A 15,564-nucleotide genomic window follows, 5' to 3' on the forward strand; every position below is an offset into this window, starting at 1 on the left:
CCGCCGTGCCGGGAGCGGATTAGTCCAACAACCGTTTATCTGGTCTGCGCGCGGGAGATCCCGACAGAAGGCAGCCTCGACGTCGCGCGCACACCAGATAAACGCTTAATCGTTATGCAAATGAGGGGAAGGGATAGTGGCTAGGCCGGTTGGCGCAAGAAACATAGAGCAATTCCAAGATCGTGATTCTATTGGTACTACATCTAGCAATGAGATTAAGCACCTAGCGAATTCTTCCGGATTGCCTCCATTGCAGGAGTTTAATGACCTTTTGAAGCATCAGAAAAATTTCCTGTCGTGGATAGAGTCACGCCACAAGCAACTGTTGGAGGCAAAGCGAAAGGCCGGAGAGAAGGGGCCAAAAGACGCCGTATACAAAAAGTACCGGTGGTATTCAGAGCAACAACTCCTGCTAGAGGCGATTAATGCGTTCGAGGTGTTTTATAAGCGTAGCTTTATAGCGCTTGCCGGGCCGATGAGACGTTATATTCCACCCGAAAAGATTAAGGGTAGTGTTGATGCGAAAACCATTTGGGCGTCCGAGCGGCAGAGGTCTCTTGTTGCGCTAATATTCGAGCACCAGCTCTACCATGACCTAGAACAAGTCGACAATATTGCGAATATGCTAGTCGGACACAAAAGATATAAGCCAAATGGCCTTAAGTCACCTCTCCGGAAGCGAGTACGGGCGCTACAGTGTGTGTTTCAGATCCGACACACACTTTCACACAATCAGGGGTACGTGACCGTAAGTGATGCGGCGAAGTTTAAGGTCCTTGGTTTTTTCGCAAAGTCCGGTGAGGTCATCGATCCAACGAAAAACCATCTCGGGTCCGTGATTCGCGACCTTCTGAGAATGGAGGCAAAGGAGTTCACGGACTGGTTGCTTGCCTCTGCGGCCAAGCATCTTGGAGCGTACAGTGATGAAAGGAAGGAGCTGCTTCCCCAGAAGCTTAGAGGGCGGATTGAACAGTCTGTTGGTAGACATTCGGACATTGATGCTCTTGTCTGGGATGCATAACACGTCGCTCCAGCCGAAGTCAGGCCGCGACGCGGCCTTCCTCGGCTGAGCTTGGCGTTAGCTCAAGAAACAGAATGGACGCAAACGATATAATCGAGGCTATCAGTAAGAACTTGTCGGAACGCAAGAGCTCCGCTGCTCTCAGCAATTACGAGGTTCTATGCAACAACATAGACCACCTTAACAAGAGTCTCGATAAGTCGCTTTCAGATCTCGCTGAAGTCTTGGAGACCGTCACTACCGAACTATCAAGTGACACCCGCCTCGCCGTGCAATTCCAAAAAGGGGCAGTGAAAGCACCATTTACGGCGATCATTCCCACGATCATACGGAACAGCCTTTCTATTCTCCGAAAGTTCGTTTATCGAACTGCCCCTGACGACCGAAATGGCGTGACGATTGAGACGGTGGGCAAACTGCGAAGAGATTTCGATGACTACAACGAGTTGGCGACCACGGTGCGTCAAGTTGTCGATAGTCTTGTATCTGACGGTTACCAAATGCTGAAGCTTGATGCTCGGGAACTGAACTACCATGTTCTCGTTTCACTCAACAGCTTTGACAGATTCGCAACGCGATCACTTCGCCAAACACTTTTCAACCAAGAGGTGGAAGACACGCTGAACGAGTTCCGCCAGCTCCCATTCGCACAATGGAAGAACTCGACAATCACAAGATGCGAACAACCGACCTTCGCCAACAAGGTCGATTTTATCCTGGGGATAGTGCGGCCAGTCGGCAATCTCGATCTAGCCGGCACGCTTAAGGACCTTTTTAAGTTCTCTTCGGAATTCACACATATTGGTTACGTATCAACATTCTTCACTTCCGGTCTGGAGAGCGAGGTTATTTTAGGAGACGTTCAAGGCCCGTATTTCCCTAGTACTGAGAACTTCAGCGAGCTTAAGTATGAGATGCTTGCTGTTGTTATCCAGTTGCTCGCCGATCTGTATTTGCCCTGCCTCGTGAGAGCATTCGATGATATTTTGGTGCCAGATGCAGCAGACCCTTTACGGCAGTCGCTCGAAGCTATCGGCAACGCACAGAAGGCAGCGTTGGCATCAAGGAATTCTGAATACTATTTTTTTATCAAGTATGGTCTGATCGGATCAGAAGAGTCGATTCCATTAACCTGTCGATGTGGACGAACGCGCGATTGGGAGCATCCTCACAATCCGAGCGATCTTTTCTGTAGTTCATGTGGGAGCGGTTTCCGCTTATTGGAGATCGCAGGAGACGGCGGATACGTCTTCACGAGCGAAGGCCCTATTAAGATCATTGGTAACTACTCGCCCCCCCTCGCCGGCTAGCCCGCCCGGCAGGCCCACCGAGCGCTTGACAGCATAGCGGTAGGTCACGGGGTCACCATTTAGCTGCCCCCGATCAACAAAACGCACTTCTCTGTTCATGGCCGAGGCCACGTTGTTGAAATTGGCGTCGAGCGACGGTCTTCGACCCTGCGCGCGCCTTCAGCTTTCATTCCGGCGGTGACGGAGCCTCACAGATCCGCACCAGTCACCCTTCTGGATCAAGGCCCTGGTCTCGCCTCCTGAGAGGTCGAGGGCCGGCCCCTGGCTCGCTGGAGCCCCAGAAATGCGTCGGTTCCCGGCCATGTCCACGTGCCGCGGGCGTGGCTCTTCAATGGCGCCGCCCGCGTGTGATGGACGCCGTTGGTCCGTCACACGCGGGCGGCTATTGAGCCGCCCGTGTTCACAGATCATTGGCTCCTCCGGCTCGGAGGTCCAACCCCATTCTGGCTCATGACCGAGGCGCATCCGTCTCAACCTGCTCTGACGTCCGGTTGGATGATGGGAGACGACGCCGGCCGAATCAGTTCTGGTGGTTGTCCGCCAACCCCATCGCGAGCTCGGCGCCGCCGCCCGATTCAGGCAAAGGCCTTAGTGACATCGAATCTCACCTGATCCCTCAAGATGTAGAAGCACGCCCGGGCCAGCTTGTGGGCGACCGTCTTGATGGCGATGAGGCCGTTCAAAATGGGGGGTCAGGTCTTGCAATCCAGCACCGCCCGACGACACTTACTTTGGCCATGGCCAGACCCCTTCGTATCGAGCTAGCCGGCGGGCTCTACCACGTTACCTCGCGCGGCGATCGGCGTGAGGCCATCTATCGAGGGGAGGAGTCGGGTCTTCCCTTTTGACTTACTCTCGAAGATCGGATGATTCGCCCCCAGGAACCGCACCGAGCGCGGCGTCAGGCGTCGCCGACACTGCGCACAGCAAAAACTGTGACGCCGCGCGAACGCCGCGCGGCAGGAGCGCGGACCGCCGCGCGGCTTACGCGGGTAGTCGGCCTGATGCAGCACCCCACCGCAGGCGGGGCAACCGCCCGCACGGGCGGCCTCGGCGAGCTCCGCGTCGATGTGCCGCAACAAGGCGAAAAAGGTGGGGATTTCCAGCAGAGCGTGGCACACCGAGGCAGTCTCCTGTCTTCGCAAACAAGAGACTCTCCCAACGGGTGCCGTTGTTCAAGCACCCCGAGGGAGACCCACCCCTCTCCCTCATGAACAATGACCGTTTAAGAAGACAAACCCATCAAGCAAGCTGGCCGTACTCACTGGCGTGTATCGAGCCCCGAGGGTCCTGGAGTCAGACAGCTGCGGCGGTCGCTTTTTGGGTCATGAGGCGCTCGCCAGTGGTCCTGATACCCGAATTGTGCGCGAGCGTGGGCCTCGGCATACGGCAGCCGAAGTGCAGGGAGGCGGCTTGGTCGGTGCGCGTTACATCGCGAGGGCCTCCGTAGCCGTTGGTGGCGGCCCGGCCCGTGGTGGGAGGCGGGTTTGCACGATGATCATCGGCGTGCCGCAGGTGGGGCAGAGCAGCCCGGGACGAGGCCGGCTGATGGGCAGGCGCTTGGGATCGAGGCCGAAGAGCCATTGCAGCAGGCGGATGGCGCGCTGGCTGTTGGGATGCAGGAAGCCGAAGTTGCGCGTGCGGCGGAAGCCTTTCGGCAAGACATGCTGCAGGACCAGGGCGAGGAATTCGGCGCCCGGCAGGGTGCGGTAGGCCCAGCGTTTGTCCTTGGCGTGACGGTAGCGGAAGGTCACCTGGCCGTTCTCGCACGAGACGATGTCCTTCTCCCGGATGACCCCGCGGTAGAGATAACGCCCGAGGTAGACCAAAGCCTTCTCGCCCGTGCCGACGGCCTTACAGTTGACCACCCAGTCTTTCGGGTAGCTCGAACAATCGGTTACAGCGGACGGCGCTGCGCGCCGCCGCTGAACCGAAGCGTTATGCAGCAACCTCAATTGACGCGCGTCACGTGACGCATTACACTTTCGCTTATGATCAAGACGTTCGCAGACCGGCATACCCAACAGCTATATGCCACTGGGAAGTCGGCACGGTTTCCCGCGGATATCGCGAAGCGTGCGTCGCGGAAATTGGAGTATGTTGATCTGGCAGCGCGGGTGGATGACCTGAGGGTCCCACCGGGCAATCGGCTACATGCACTCGAGGGCGATCGGAAGGGACAGCACTCGATTTCGATTAACGCTCAATGGCGAATCTGTTTTCGGTTCGAGGACGGGAACGCCTACGACGTCGAGGTTTGCGATTATCACTAGAGTGGTACGAGGCTATGAGCATGGCTAATACGAGCGGGATGAAGCGCCGCCCGACCCATCCTGGCGAGATGCTCCGTGAGGATTTTCTCGTAGATTACGATCTGACAGTCACAGGATTGGCGGACGCCCTCGGCGTTTCCCGTCAATCGGTTAATGAACTGCTTCGAGAGCGACGCGCGGTGAGCCCGGAAATGGCGCTCCGGTTAGCACGCCTGTTTGGCAATTCCCCGGAGTTCTGGATGAATGCCCAGAGGGCTGTAGATCTTTGGGATGCTTCGCAGGCGATAAAGGAGGATGTCGCCCGAATACAACCGCTTGATGCTGCCTAACGAATAAGGTTAGATCGTCCGAGCGAAGCGAGCGACGATCTGAACCGTTTGTTAGCGGAGCTCCAGGATTATGGCGAAGAACTGAGAACGTACCCATCTAGTCTCACAATTCTTACCTTTCACAAGGAGAGACGTGGAGCGGCTGAAAAGAACACCCAAGGGAGACGCCGACCTTGACTCGCGTATATCCTGAAAGAAGAAGGAAGAAGGGGGTCAGGTCTTGCAATCACGCATAGTCACCTAGCGGGGAAAAGGGGCCCGGCTCAATTTCTGCTCGTAGCCAGTCATACCCCTGCCGCCGCCTCGATCCAATTCTCCAAGGCAAGTCCGGGAACCCGCCCGAAATCGTCGGCGTTATTGGTGACGAGAATCAGCCCTTCCGCCAAAGCATGGGCCGCGATCTTGGTGTCCATGCAGCCGATCGGCACACCCCTGCGGCGCAGATCGGCAGCGACCGCACCGTAACGGTCGGCGGCCCGACTGCCCCAGTCGAGGACTGGAGCCTCCGCGATGAAGGCATCGATCAGTGCGTGTCGCTTGGCGGCATCGCTCGGCAGCAAGGCTTGTCCGAAGCGCAGCTCGGCGCGGGTGATGGCGGAGATCGCGACCGCGTTTGCCATCAAGGCCGCTCGCATCCGCCGATCAAGCGACGGATAGCGCTTTTCAGGAAATAGCTCGAGATGTCAGTATCGATGAGGTAACGGATCATGCCGACCAGTCTTCCAGCGGGTTGCGGAGCACCTCAACCGGATTCGACCGTTCCGACAGAAAATCTGCGGGCAGGGGCGCCTCGTCCAGCAGCGTGAACAGCGATTGTAGCCCGTCGGAATCGGGGCCAGGGGCCTTGGGGGTCAGGATGATCTCGCCGGTTGCCTCATCCTTGCGGACCCATACCTCGTCCGCGGCGAGCTCGAACCCCGGGGGAAGCTGCACTGTCTGTCGGTGCTCTGTGGAGCGGATCTTGGCGGTTGCAATCATGGGTGGTGTCTCCCGGGGCGAGCCATAGCCGAGCAATCGGTTCGACCGCGTCAGCGATAGGCTCGGGCGTGTCGCAAGGCAACTGGGGCTTACCTCGCCAGCGTAAGGCGGAACGCGTCAGAACGGAGGGGATAGACGACGAAATCGCCATAGACCAGGAAGGACTTGGCAAGGCTCGGCACGTCGGTACAATTCCGGAGATGGAGGTCCGCAATCGCGACCCTCAGCCCTTGGCCGCTCTCCCCTCAATCGTCGAACGGGTTGATCAGTTCCACTCCGCAGTCGTCGAAGTCCTTGACGTTGCGCGTCGCCAACCGAAACGAGTTCGCCCGGGTGATCGCAGCGATCTGGGCGTCGAAATTGCTGATCGGCCGCCCGCGTGCGCGCCGTTCCGCCCGAATCCGGCCGTAGAGGTGCGCCGCGGGTTCATCGAAGACAAGAATGCGTTCACCGAAGGCCAGTTCGACAAACTGCTCGAAGCGTGAGGCGAGGAGGCGGCGTCGATTCCCCTCCGGTAAGGCCATGAGGCCGAACTCGATCTCGGCGATGGAAATGGTGGTCAGGTGTAGAGCGCCGGTTGCTTGACTGTTGAGCCACGCGCGAACCGCTGGGGCAGGCGGAGAGGTCATGAACTCGGACACCAGGTTGGTGTCGAGGACGATCATCCCTCGAAGTCCATTGGCGCGTGGATTTCCCGATCGGGCAACTCCAACGGCGGCTCACCGTAGGCCGGAGCGAACAGGCGCACAGCGAGGTCCCCGAGACGCTCTGGCGCCGCCGCCTCGCGTTTCAGGATGCGTCGAACCTCCTCTTCCATGGACACCCCATGTCTCACCGCGCGCCGCCGTAGCGTCGCAACGATCTCATCGTCCAGATTGCGAATACTGAGATTGGCCACGCTGTCTTCCTGCTGGATGCAATGACAGCATGCTAGCGAATGCTAGCATGCCCCGCAAGAGCGCAAGACATCCGCGCCACTTACCAGCACGGCCCGGTCAACATCGGCGGTGTCACTGCGGCTCGAAACGGGCGGGGACCTTGGTCCGGGAGGGTTCCTTGCGGTGGATCGCGGCCTTCGCGATCAGATGGGCGCTGACCGGGGCGGTCATGAACAGGAACAGCGCGACCAGGAGCTCATGCAGGCTCAGGCCTTCGGCGTAATAACTGAAGTAGATCAGGGACGCGGTGAGCATGCCGCCGATGCCGAGCGTCGTGGCCTTGGTCGGGCCATGCAAGCGGGTGAAGAAATCGGGCAGCCGGGCGAGCCCGATCGAGCCGATCAGCGCAAAGCCGGCACCGACGAGCAAGAAGAAGGAAATCAGGATTTCAATGAACATCTTGGTCTCCCTATTCGATGACGTCGCCGCGCAGGATGTACTTGCAAAAGGCCGCCGTGCCGATGAAGCCGATCATCGCGAGCACCAGTGCCGATTCGAAATAGACGGTGCTGTCGAAATGGATCCCGAGCAGGACCAGCAAGGCGATCGTGTTGATATAGAGGGTATCCAGGGCCAGTATTCGATCAGGGGCGGCGGGCCCCTGGATCAGCCGCCATAGGCTCAACAGGAGCGCCAGACTCATCATCACGAAGGCGATATAGATCGCGGCTTGCAGGATCATCCGATCATCTCCTTCAAGGGGGCCTCGTAGCGGGCCTTGATCCGGGCGATCAATGCCTCCGGATCCTCGGTGTCGAGCGAGTGGATCAGCAGGAACCGACGGTCTGGGCTGACATCGGCCGACACGGTACCCGGCGTCAGCGACACGGTGCTGGCCAGGATCGTGATCGCGAAGGGGTCTGTCAGGTCCAATGGAAGCTCGATGAAGGCCGGCCGGAGGCGTTCGGTCGGCCCCAGGACCAACCGTGCGACCTGTAGGTTCGCGATCACGATATCGCCGAGGACGACGACGAGAAATCGCACCAGCACCAGCGGCCGCAGGAGTCGCGGACGTTCCGGCCAGAAGGGCGCCGTGAACAGCGGAATCAAGACCCCGAACAGGGTGCCGAGCAGCAGGTGCGCGACGCTGATGTCGTTGACCAGGAAGAGCCAGGTCAGGATCAGCGTCAAGGTCAGCAGCGGATGGGGCAACCAGCGGCGGATCATGGCGCCTCCAGCGGGATTCTCGGGGAGATGGGCGTTTGGCCGAGCACGGCCTCGATATAGGCACTGGTGTCGAGCATCTGCGCTGCCGTTGCCGCAGCGAACTCGGTCATCGGGCCACCGAACAGGACCAGGAGCGGACTGGTCGATAGCAACAAGATCGCTGGCGTCAGCAGGGGCCAACTCGGTGCATGGTCGCTCGTCGATACCGGGCCCCGCCAGAACAGATAGCTGCCGGCCCGGGCCAGGCTGACCAGGATCAAGAGCCCCGAAACCAACAGTGCGGTCCAGATCAGGCCCAACCATGGCGTCTGCTGGGCCGCCATCAGGATCAAGACCTTGCCGACCAGGCCGCTAAGCGGCGGCAGGCCGACCGCGGCGATCGCCGCCAGCAGGTAGAGGACCCCGAGCGGTGCGCTGCCGGCGGGGCGAACCCCTTCGGTGATCATGGCGCCCTGCTGCCGTCCCTTAGCGATCAGGTCGGCGATCAGGAAGAAGGCACCAGTGACCAGCGTCGAATGGACCAGGTAGAAGAAGGAGCCCGTCAGGCCGGCTTGTGTACCAAGGCTCACCGCGAGCAGCAGGGTCCCGATCGAGACCATGACCAGATAGGCGATCTTGCGCCGCAAATCCAGGCTCGCCATCGCGCCGAAGGTGCCGGCCGCAAGTGTCAGCAGGGCCGCGGCGAGCAGCCAGGGTTCGACTAGGCCGGTCAAAGGACCGCCGTCGTGCGAGAAGAGCGTGAACATGCGAATGATCGCGTAGACGCCGACCTTGGTCATGATCGCGAACAACGCGGCAACCGGCGCCGTGGTCTCGCCGTAGGCGTGCGGCAGCCAGAAATGCAGCGGCAGAATCGCCGCTTTGAGCGCGAAGACCACGAGCAACAGCATCGCGCCAGCGGCGGCCAGCGGGACATCCTCGGGAGACAGCGTCGCCGCGACCCGCCCGAGATCGGCCATGTTCAGCGTGCCGGTGACACCATAGAGGATGCCGATCGCGATCAGGAACAGCGATGAGCCGGTGAGGTTCAAGACCACGTAATGGAGTCCGGCCCGGGTCTTCAGTTTGCCGCCGCCGTGGAGCAGGAGCCCATACGAGGCGATCAGCAGGATCTCGAAGAAGACGAAGAGATTGAACAGGTCCCCGGTCAGGAAGGCGCCGTTGATGCCCAGCAGTTGAAACTGGAACAGGGCATGGAAGACCGGCCCCTGACGGTCCGTCCCTTGGAACGCGTAGAGCAGGGCACCGAGGGCTAGCACCGCGGTCAGGAGCAGCAGCAGCGCCGACAAGCGGTCGAGCACCATGACGATGCCGAACGGCCCCGGCCAGTCGCTGACCAGATAGACGCCGATGGCGTCGTCGTTGGCAAGTGCGAACAGATAGACCGCGACCAGCAGCAAGGCCCCGGTGCCCAACAGGCTCAGTGCCCGTTGGAACCGCAGCGGACCGCGCGCGCTGACCAGCAGCAGCGCGCCCGTGATCAACGGGAGGAGGAGGGGCAGGATGATCCAATGATTCACTGGTCGGCCTCGCGGTCAAGCCCGTCGACGTGTTCGCTGCCGAGTTCGCCACGCGCGCGCAGGGCCAGCACGACGACGAAGGCAATCATCGCAAAACCGATCACGATCGCGGTCAGCACCAGGGCCTGGGGCAGGGGATCGGCAAAGGGAGGGCCCTCACCGATCAACGCCGGCTGGTTGGTGGCCAAGCGACCGGACGCGAACAAGAACAGATTGGTTGCGTAACCGAGCAGCACCAGGCCGAGCACGACCGAGAAGGTCCGCGAGCGCAGGATCAAATAGAGCCCGCACGCGACCAGCAGGCCGATTATCGACGCGAGAAGCAGTTCCATCAGGTCTTCTCCGAAACGGATTCAACGGATGACGAGGGGGGGCTGGCCCCGCTCAGTCGACCGAGGTTTTCGAGGATCAGCATCATGGTGCCCAGGACGACCAAGAAGACGCCGACATCGAAGGCCACGGCGCTGGCCAATTCGATCTCGCCGATGACCGCGACCTCGGGGTGCAAGGTGGCCGAGGTCAGGAACGGATAGCCGAGCACGAAGGCCCCGATACCCGTCGCGACCGCGATCAACAGGCCGACGCCGATCATTGCCAGGTAGCTGATCCTGAGTCGTTTTTGGGTCCATTCGATGCCGCTCGCGATCTGTTGCAGGATCAAACCGATCGCGGCGACCAGTCCGGCGATGAACCCGCCGCCGGGCAGATTGTGCCCACGCAGCAGGATGAAGACCGCCACCAGCAAGGCGAGCGGCAACAGCGGCCGGGCGATCATCGACATGATCAGAGGGTGGACGTCCTGCGCCCAGCGCCGACCTTCGAGATCGTGGGTCGGGACCGCGAGCCGCAATCCCCACAAGAGCGCGAAGATACCCGCCGCGGCGATCGCCAGCACCGTGATCTCGCCGAGCGTGTCGATGCTGCGAAAATCGACCAGGATCACGTTGACGACATTCTGCCCGCCGCCGAGGGGCTTGGACGTGGCGAGGAAGTAATCGGAGATCGAGATCGAGGGGCGGGTCATGACCGCGAACGCGAGCATGGCCGTGCCGATGCCAGCGATACCGGCCAAGCCGAGATCGCGCCAATGGCGCCAGCGTGAGACCTCCTGACGTGGACCCCCAGGGAGGAAGAATAGGGCCAACAGCATCAGGACCGTCGTGATCAATTCCACCGACAATTGTGTCAGCGCAAGATCCGGGGCCGAGAAGTGCACGAAGGTCAGGGTTACGATCAGGCCGACGAGGCTGGTCATGATCAGCGCGAACAGGCGTTGACGACGCGCGATCACGGTGCCCAGCGCCGCGACGACCAGGATGAAGGCCGCGGCCAGACTGACACCGTCGAGCGGCGAGAGTGCGACACCGCCGAAGATCTGCCAGCCGGAGACTAACGGCGCGGCGGTCACGAGGATCGCGGCGCCGAGGAGCCACGCGACATAACGCTGAAGCGACTCGTTGTCGATCTTCGCGATCAGCCGATTGGCGAGATCACGGATGCGCTTGACCGAGTATTGGAACGCCGCTTCGCCACTGGTGCGCGGAAACCAGCGATCATGGGCCGCGAACAGGCGTTGGCGCTGGGTGTAGAGCAGGATGCCGCCGACGGTGGCGATCATGCTCATGTAGAGCGGCATCGAGAACCCGTGCCAGATCGCGATATGGTATTCCGGCGTCGTGCCGAGCAGGCTGGCGACACTGATGTCGAGGAGCGGCCGTACTGTTTGCTCGGGGAAGATACCGACCAGCAGACAGAGTGCGACGAAGACCTCGACAGGGATCTTCATCCAACGGGGCGGCTCGTGGGGCGTGCGCGGCAGGTCGACCGGTTTCCCGTTGAAGAAGACATCGTGTATGAAGCGCACCGAGTAAGCGACGGCGAAGACACCGGCCAACGTGGCCACGGCCGGGACCAGCCATTCGAGCGGTCCGACCCAGCTGTGGTAGATGGTTTCGGCGAAGAACATCTCCTTGCTGAGAAAACCGTTCAGCAGGGGCACGCCGGCCATCGCCGCCGCCGCGACCATCGCGAGCGTCGCCGTGTAGGGCATGAATGACCACAGGCCATTGATCTGGCGCATGTCACGGGTGCCGGTCTCGTGGTCGATGATGCCGGCCGCCATGAACAACGAAGCCTTGAAGACCGCGTGATTGACCAGGTGAAACAGGCCCGCGACCGCGCCCAGCGGCGTCCCCAGGCCGAACAGGAAGGTGATCAGCCCCAAATGACTGATCGTCGAGTAGGCCAGCAGGCCTTTGATATCGTGTTTGAAGATCGCGATGTAGGCGCCGAGGACCAGGGTCGTCAGACCGATCCCGCTGACGATGTAGGACCAAGTCTCGGTGCCCGACAGGACCGGGAAGAAGCGTGCAAGCAGGAAGACCCCGGCCTTGACCATGGTCGCCGAGTGCAGGTAGGCCGAGACCGGTGTCGGCGCGGCCATCGCATTCGGCAACCAGAAATGGAACGGGAACTGGGCCGATTTGGTGAAGGCCCCGAGCAGGATCAGGATCAGGATCGGCAGATACAGCGGGTCGGCCCGCACCAGATCCCCGGCGGCCAGGACCTCCGAGAGTTCGAAGCTGCCGACGACATGCCCGAGCAGCAGGAAGCCGGCCAGCATCGCGAGACCGCCGCCCGCAGTGATGGCCAGCGCCATGCGCGCCCCCTGACGGGCGACACGGGTGTTGGATTTGTACGCGATCAGCAAAAAGGAGCTGAGACTCGTCAGCTCCCAGAACAGCAGTAACAGCAGCAGGTTGTCGGCCAGCACGATGCCGAGCATCGCGCTCTGAAAGAGCATCAGGAGGCCGAAGAAGCGTCCCAGCCGATCATCCTTCGGCAGATAGTAGTAAGCGTACAGGATGATCAACAATCCGATGCCGGTGATCAGCATCACGAACAGGAAGGCGAGGCCGTCGAGTCGCAGCGACAGCGCCAAGCCGATCATCGGGATCCACTCGCGATGCGAGGACACATCGCTTCCCGAGAAGACCGCCGGCGCATGCCAAAGGCCAACCAGCAGCGCCAGGGCCGTGACCAGGGCAGCGGACCAGGCCACGACGGCCCGCCCGTGGCGGACCATCAGTGGGGGTAACAGGGCGCCGAGCAACGGCAGCAGAATGATCGAACCGATGGGCATGGCGTGACCGCTAAGCTGAGGGTTGAGCAGGCGCCCCGCTGGCGGGGTCCCCGCTGGGGGTAGGCTGAGTGCAGCCGCGATGGGGTTCAGCGACGGTCGACCAGGTGGGTGCTCGCTGTCGGGCCGGGTCTAGGCTGTGGCGGATAGTCGGCATGCTCGAATCTTGCGCAGTCGGGTCCAGGGGATGGTCCCCTCTGTTATCGTTTGTCGTTCGATGCTTCCAGCAGTTTGTGTGCGCACGGTATTATGCCACGGCGCAGCGAGGCAAAATATGAGCTTTCCCCCGAATGATCAAGGGTAGGGGGCACCGGATGGGCCAAACCGGCATGCACACGTTAGAATGCCAGCGCGCAAGCTCGCCCAGCGGCTTTGATGGTTCGGGGTGGCGTGGATCGCCGGGGATGTTACCGCAAAAGTCCACCCGATGGTTGTCGCTTTCCGTGTTTGCGCCGACATCCATCCGCCGCGACCCGTTCGCCGCGACCCGTTGCACCGCTTACCGGGGGAACCTCGATGTCCGACCAATCACTCCCGCTGTTGAAGAGACTCCTTTTGGCCGCCAGGGCCTTTTTGCGGATCGTCCAGGATCGCGAGCAGGCAGCGGCCTGGATCAAGATCGAACGCCAGGCCTTGCTCGGTCGATCGACCGCCTTGGCCGATACCCCCCCGGACGCCGCGCTGCTGTTATTGAGCTTGCTGCAGAAAGAAGGACGACTTGTCGATTTCGCCAAACAGGATTTGACCCGCTTCTCGGACGAGGAGGTTGGCGCCGCCGCGCGCGTGGTTCACCAGGGCTGCGGCCGCGTGTTGGCTGACTACTTCCGCATCGCCCCGGTACGCGACGAACCCGAGGGCGCGCAGATCACGCTGCCACCCGGTTTCGATCCGGCGGCGACGCGCCCGACCGGTCACCTGGTCGGCGAGCCCCCTTTCAGCGGCCGGTTGGTTCATCGTGGCTGGCGGGCCACCGAGGTCCGTCTTCCACAGGTGGGCACTGGCCACGACCAATCGATCATCGCCGCCGCGGAAGTGGAGCTATGAGCAGCAAACGTTTTGCCATCGGCATCGATCTTGGAACCACGCATTGCGCCCTGTCCTTCGTCGACAACGAACACAGCGAGGGCGAGGAGATCCTCCAGGGGCTGCTTCCGATACCGCAACTGACCGCCCCAGGAACCGTCGAACATCGCCCGCTGTTGCCGTCGTTTCTGTACCTGCCGCACCCGGACGAATTCGATCCGACCGACCTGGACTTGCCGTGGGCCAAACAGACCGATCGTTTCGCCGGCGAACTCGCGCGCAACCTCGGTGCCAGTACGCCACTGCGGCTCGTGTTCAGCGCCAAGAGCTGGCTGTGTCATCCGGATGTCGATCGACGTGCGCCGATCCTGCCGGCCGGGGCACCGAACGGCATCCCGCAGGTCTCGCCGCTGGAGGCCAGCGCCTTCTTTCTCGGCCATCTGCGCGACGCCTGGAATCGATTGTATCCAAGCGACCCGTTGACCGAGCAGGAGGTGACGGTCACGGTCCCGGCCTCGTTCGATCCGGCCGCCCGCGAACTGACGGCCGAGGCCGCCCGGCGCGTCGGCATCACGGATCTGGTCCTGCTCGAGGAGCCGCAGGCCGCGCTCTATGCCTGGGTCAACGCGAGTCGCGGTGACTGGCGCAATCAGGTGCGACTCGGCGACGTCATCCTGGTCGTCGACGTCGGCGGCGGCACCACCGACATGTCTCTGATCGCGGTGACGGAGCGCGACGGGGTACTGGAGCTGACGCGCATCGCCGTCGGAGACCACATCCTGCTCGGCGGCGACAACATGGACCTGGCCCTGGCCCATCTGGTCAAGGGCAAGCTCGATGCGGTCGGTGTCGAGCTCGATCGCTGGCAGCTGCTGGCCCTGACGCACGGCTGCCGGCAGGCGAAAGAACGCCTGCTCGGCGAGGTCGAGCTCAGTCGGGTGCCGGTTGTCGTGCCAAGCCGCGGCACCCAGCTCGTTGGCGGCAGTATCCGCACCGAGTTGACCCGCGACGAGGTCATGACGGTGCTGATGACCGGCTTCTTCCCCGAGGTCCCCATCACGGCACGCCCCGCGGATCGTGTTCGAACGGCCTTGACGAAACTCGGCCTGCCCTTTGCGCACGACCCCGGGATCACCCGCCATCTGGCGGCCTTCTTGAGTCGCCAGTCCGGCGCCACGGCCGATCTGGCCGATTTCGTCGAACCCGCCGCCGACGCGGACTTCCTGCATCCAACCGCTGTGCTGTTCAACGGTGGCGTGTTCAAATCACCGGTCCTTCGCGAGCGGGTCATCGCGGTCATCAATGGTTGGCTGATGGCCGACGGCGCCCCGCCGGCCCGCCAGCTCGAGACCCAAGATCTCGACCTTTCGGTCGCGCAAGGCGCGGCCTTTTATGCCCATGTGCGGCGCCGCGGTGGTGTACGCATCCGCGGCGGCACCGCACGGTCCTACTATGTCGGCATCGAGAGTGCGGGACCGGCCGTGCCGGGTCTGGAACCGCCGTTGCAACTGCTGTGTCTGGTCCCGTTCGGGCTGGAGGAGGGCTCGGAGCCGGTGGTCGCGCCGCAGGAGTTCGGGCTGATCGTCGGCGAACCGGTGCGCTTTCGGTTCTTCGGGTCATCGGTCCGCCGCGACGATCAGGTTGGCCTGTTGATCGAGGACTGGCCAGCGCACGAGATCGAGGAACTCGAGGAAATCCAAACCACCTTGCCGACCGGTTCGCGTCGTCGCGGGGACATCGTGGCCGTCAACCTGCAGGCGGCCGTGACCGAGGTCGGTACGCTCGAGCTTGTGGCCCTGTCGCGGCAAGGCTCAGAGCGGTGGAAGGTCGAGTTCAACACGCGCGGTGCCGACTGACGCAGCCGCC

The 15,564-nt window shown here is 61.8% G+C and carries 16 protein-coding genes and 2 pseudogenes; 7 read left to right on the plus strand and 11 right to left on the minus strand.

All coding sequences use genetic code 11. The features are described from left to right. The first annotated feature begins 250 nt into the window (after window positions 1–250). The 3 genes and pseudogenes from ABC977_RS08185 to ABC977_RS08195 form a co-directional block, all read left to right on the plus strand. The gene (locus tag ABC977_RS08185; protein ID WP_369666762.1) at window positions 251–1,021 is read left to right on the plus strand and encodes a hypothetical protein; all 771 of its coding nucleotides are present in this window, start codon (window positions 251–253) and stop codon (window positions 1,019–1,021) included. 74 nt (window positions 1,022–1,095) lie between these two features. Next, window positions 1,096–2,331 (plus strand): hypothetical protein, encoded by a 1,236-nt coding sequence (locus ABC977_RS08190; protein ID WP_369666763.1) that lies wholly within the window; start codon window positions 1,096–1,098, stop codon window positions 2,329–2,331. A 737-nt stretch (window positions 2,332–3,068) separates the two neighbouring features. Further along, window positions 3,069–3,161, plus strand: a pseudogene (locus ABC977_RS08195) (addiction module toxin RelE); the annotation flags it as partial. Between the two features lie 597 nt (window positions 3,162–3,758). Here the strand turns inward: ABC977_RS08195 and ABC977_RS08200 are convergent. Beyond that, a pseudogene (locus ABC977_RS08200) lies at window positions 3,759–4,211 on the minus strand (transposase); the annotation flags it as partial. Between the two features lie 111 nt (window positions 4,212–4,322). On the opposite strand from ABC977_RS08200, the gene ABC977_RS08205 reads away from it, so the two are divergent. Next, window positions 4,323–4,604, plus strand: a complete 282-nt coding sequence (locus ABC977_RS08205) for a type II toxin-antitoxin system RelE/ParE family toxin (RefSeq protein WP_369666765.1) — start codon at window positions 4,323–4,325, stop codon at window positions 4,602–4,604. Between the two features lie 14 nt (window positions 4,605–4,618). Continuing rightward, a complete protein-coding gene (locus ABC977_RS08210; RefSeq protein ID WP_369666766.1) occupies window positions 4,619–4,933 on the plus strand; it encodes a HigA family addiction module antitoxin in 315 nt (104 codons plus the stop codon). A gap of 284 nt (window positions 4,934–5,217) precedes the next feature. Here ABC977_RS08210 and ABC977_RS08215 read toward each other — a convergent pair whose 3' ends face one another. The 10 genes from ABC977_RS08215 to ABC977_RS08260 form a co-directional block, all read right to left on the minus strand. Further along, on the minus strand, window positions 5,218–5,568 hold the full coding sequence (locus ABC977_RS08215; RefSeq protein ID WP_369666767.1) for a type II toxin-antitoxin system VapC family toxin: 351 nt from the start codon (window positions 5,566–5,568) through the stop codon (window positions 5,218–5,220). Between the two features lie 70 nt (window positions 5,569–5,638). Then, window positions 5,639–5,911 carry an antitoxin gene (locus tag ABC977_RS08220; protein WP_369666768.1) on the minus strand — a complete coding sequence of 91 codons (273 nt, stop codon included), beginning with the start codon at window positions 5,909–5,911 and terminating at the stop codon, window positions 5,639–5,641. Window positions 5,912–6,156: 245 nt separating this feature from the next. Beyond that, window positions 6,157–6,576, minus strand: a complete 420-nt coding sequence (locus ABC977_RS08225; RefSeq protein ID WP_369666769.1) for a type II toxin-antitoxin system VapC family toxin — start codon at window positions 6,574–6,576, stop codon at window positions 6,157–6,159. Then, on the minus strand, window positions 6,573–6,809 hold the full coding sequence (locus ABC977_RS08230; RefSeq protein WP_369666770.1) for a FitA-like ribbon-helix-helix domain-containing protein: 237 nt from the start codon (window positions 6,807–6,809) through the stop codon (window positions 6,573–6,575). The genes ABC977_RS08225 and ABC977_RS08230 overlap by 4 nt, the downstream gene beginning before the upstream one ends. A gap of 112 nt (window positions 6,810–6,921) precedes the next feature. Continuing rightward, window positions 6,922–7,248 carry a Na+/H+ antiporter subunit G gene (locus tag ABC977_RS08235; protein ID WP_369666771.1) on the minus strand — a complete coding sequence of 109 codons (327 nt, stop codon included), beginning with the start codon at window positions 7,246–7,248 and terminating at the stop codon, window positions 6,922–6,924. Window positions 7,249–7,258: 10 nt separating this feature from the next. Then, window positions 7,259–7,531, minus strand: a complete 273-nt coding sequence (locus ABC977_RS08240; RefSeq protein ID WP_439849178.1) for a K+/H+ antiporter subunit F — start codon at window positions 7,529–7,531, stop codon at window positions 7,259–7,261. Then, on the minus strand, window positions 7,528–8,016 hold the full coding sequence (locus tag ABC977_RS08245) for a Na+/H+ antiporter subunit E (RefSeq protein WP_369666772.1): 489 nt from the start codon (window positions 8,014–8,016) through the stop codon (window positions 7,528–7,530). Before ABC977_RS08245 ends, ABC977_RS08240 begins: the two co-directional genes overlap by 4 nt. Further along, window positions 8,013–9,536 carry a monovalent cation/H+ antiporter subunit D gene (locus tag ABC977_RS08250; protein WP_369666773.1) on the minus strand — a complete coding sequence of 508 codons (1,524 nt, stop codon included), beginning with the start codon at window positions 9,534–9,536 and terminating at the stop codon, window positions 8,013–8,015. The genes ABC977_RS08245 and ABC977_RS08250 overlap by 4 nt, the downstream gene beginning before the upstream one ends. Then, window positions 9,533–9,868, minus strand: a complete 336-nt coding sequence (locus ABC977_RS08255; RefSeq protein WP_369666774.1) for a Na+/H+ antiporter subunit C — start codon at window positions 9,866–9,868, stop codon at window positions 9,533–9,535. The genes ABC977_RS08250 and ABC977_RS08255 overlap by 4 nt, the downstream gene beginning before the upstream one ends. After that, window positions 9,868–12,678, minus strand: coding sequence for a monovalent cation/H+ antiporter subunit A (locus ABC977_RS08260; protein WP_369666775.1), 2,811 nt, complete (start codon window positions 12,676–12,678; stop codon window positions 9,868–9,870). Before ABC977_RS08260 ends, ABC977_RS08255 begins: the two co-directional genes overlap by 1 nt. Window positions 12,679–13,191: 513 nt before the next feature. Here ABC977_RS08260 and ABC977_RS08265 point away from each other — a divergent pair. Beyond that, a complete protein-coding gene (locus ABC977_RS08265) occupies window positions 13,192–13,719 on the plus strand; it encodes a DUF2760 domain-containing protein (protein WP_369666776.1) in 528 nt (175 codons plus the stop codon). Then, on the plus strand, window positions 13,716–15,554 hold the full coding sequence (locus tag ABC977_RS08270) for an Hsp70 family protein (protein ID WP_369666777.1): 1,839 nt from the start codon (window positions 13,716–13,718) through the stop codon (window positions 15,552–15,554). Before ABC977_RS08265 ends, ABC977_RS08270 begins: the two co-directional genes overlap by 4 nt. Window positions 15,555–15,564: the final 10 nt, after the last annotated feature.

Origin of the sequence: Thioalkalicoccus limnaeus, from assembly GCF_041197575.1 — a bacterium.
GTDB classification, from domain to species: domain Bacteria; phylum Pseudomonadota; class Gammaproteobacteria; order Chromatiales; family Chromatiaceae; genus Thioalkalicoccus; species Thioalkalicoccus limnaeus.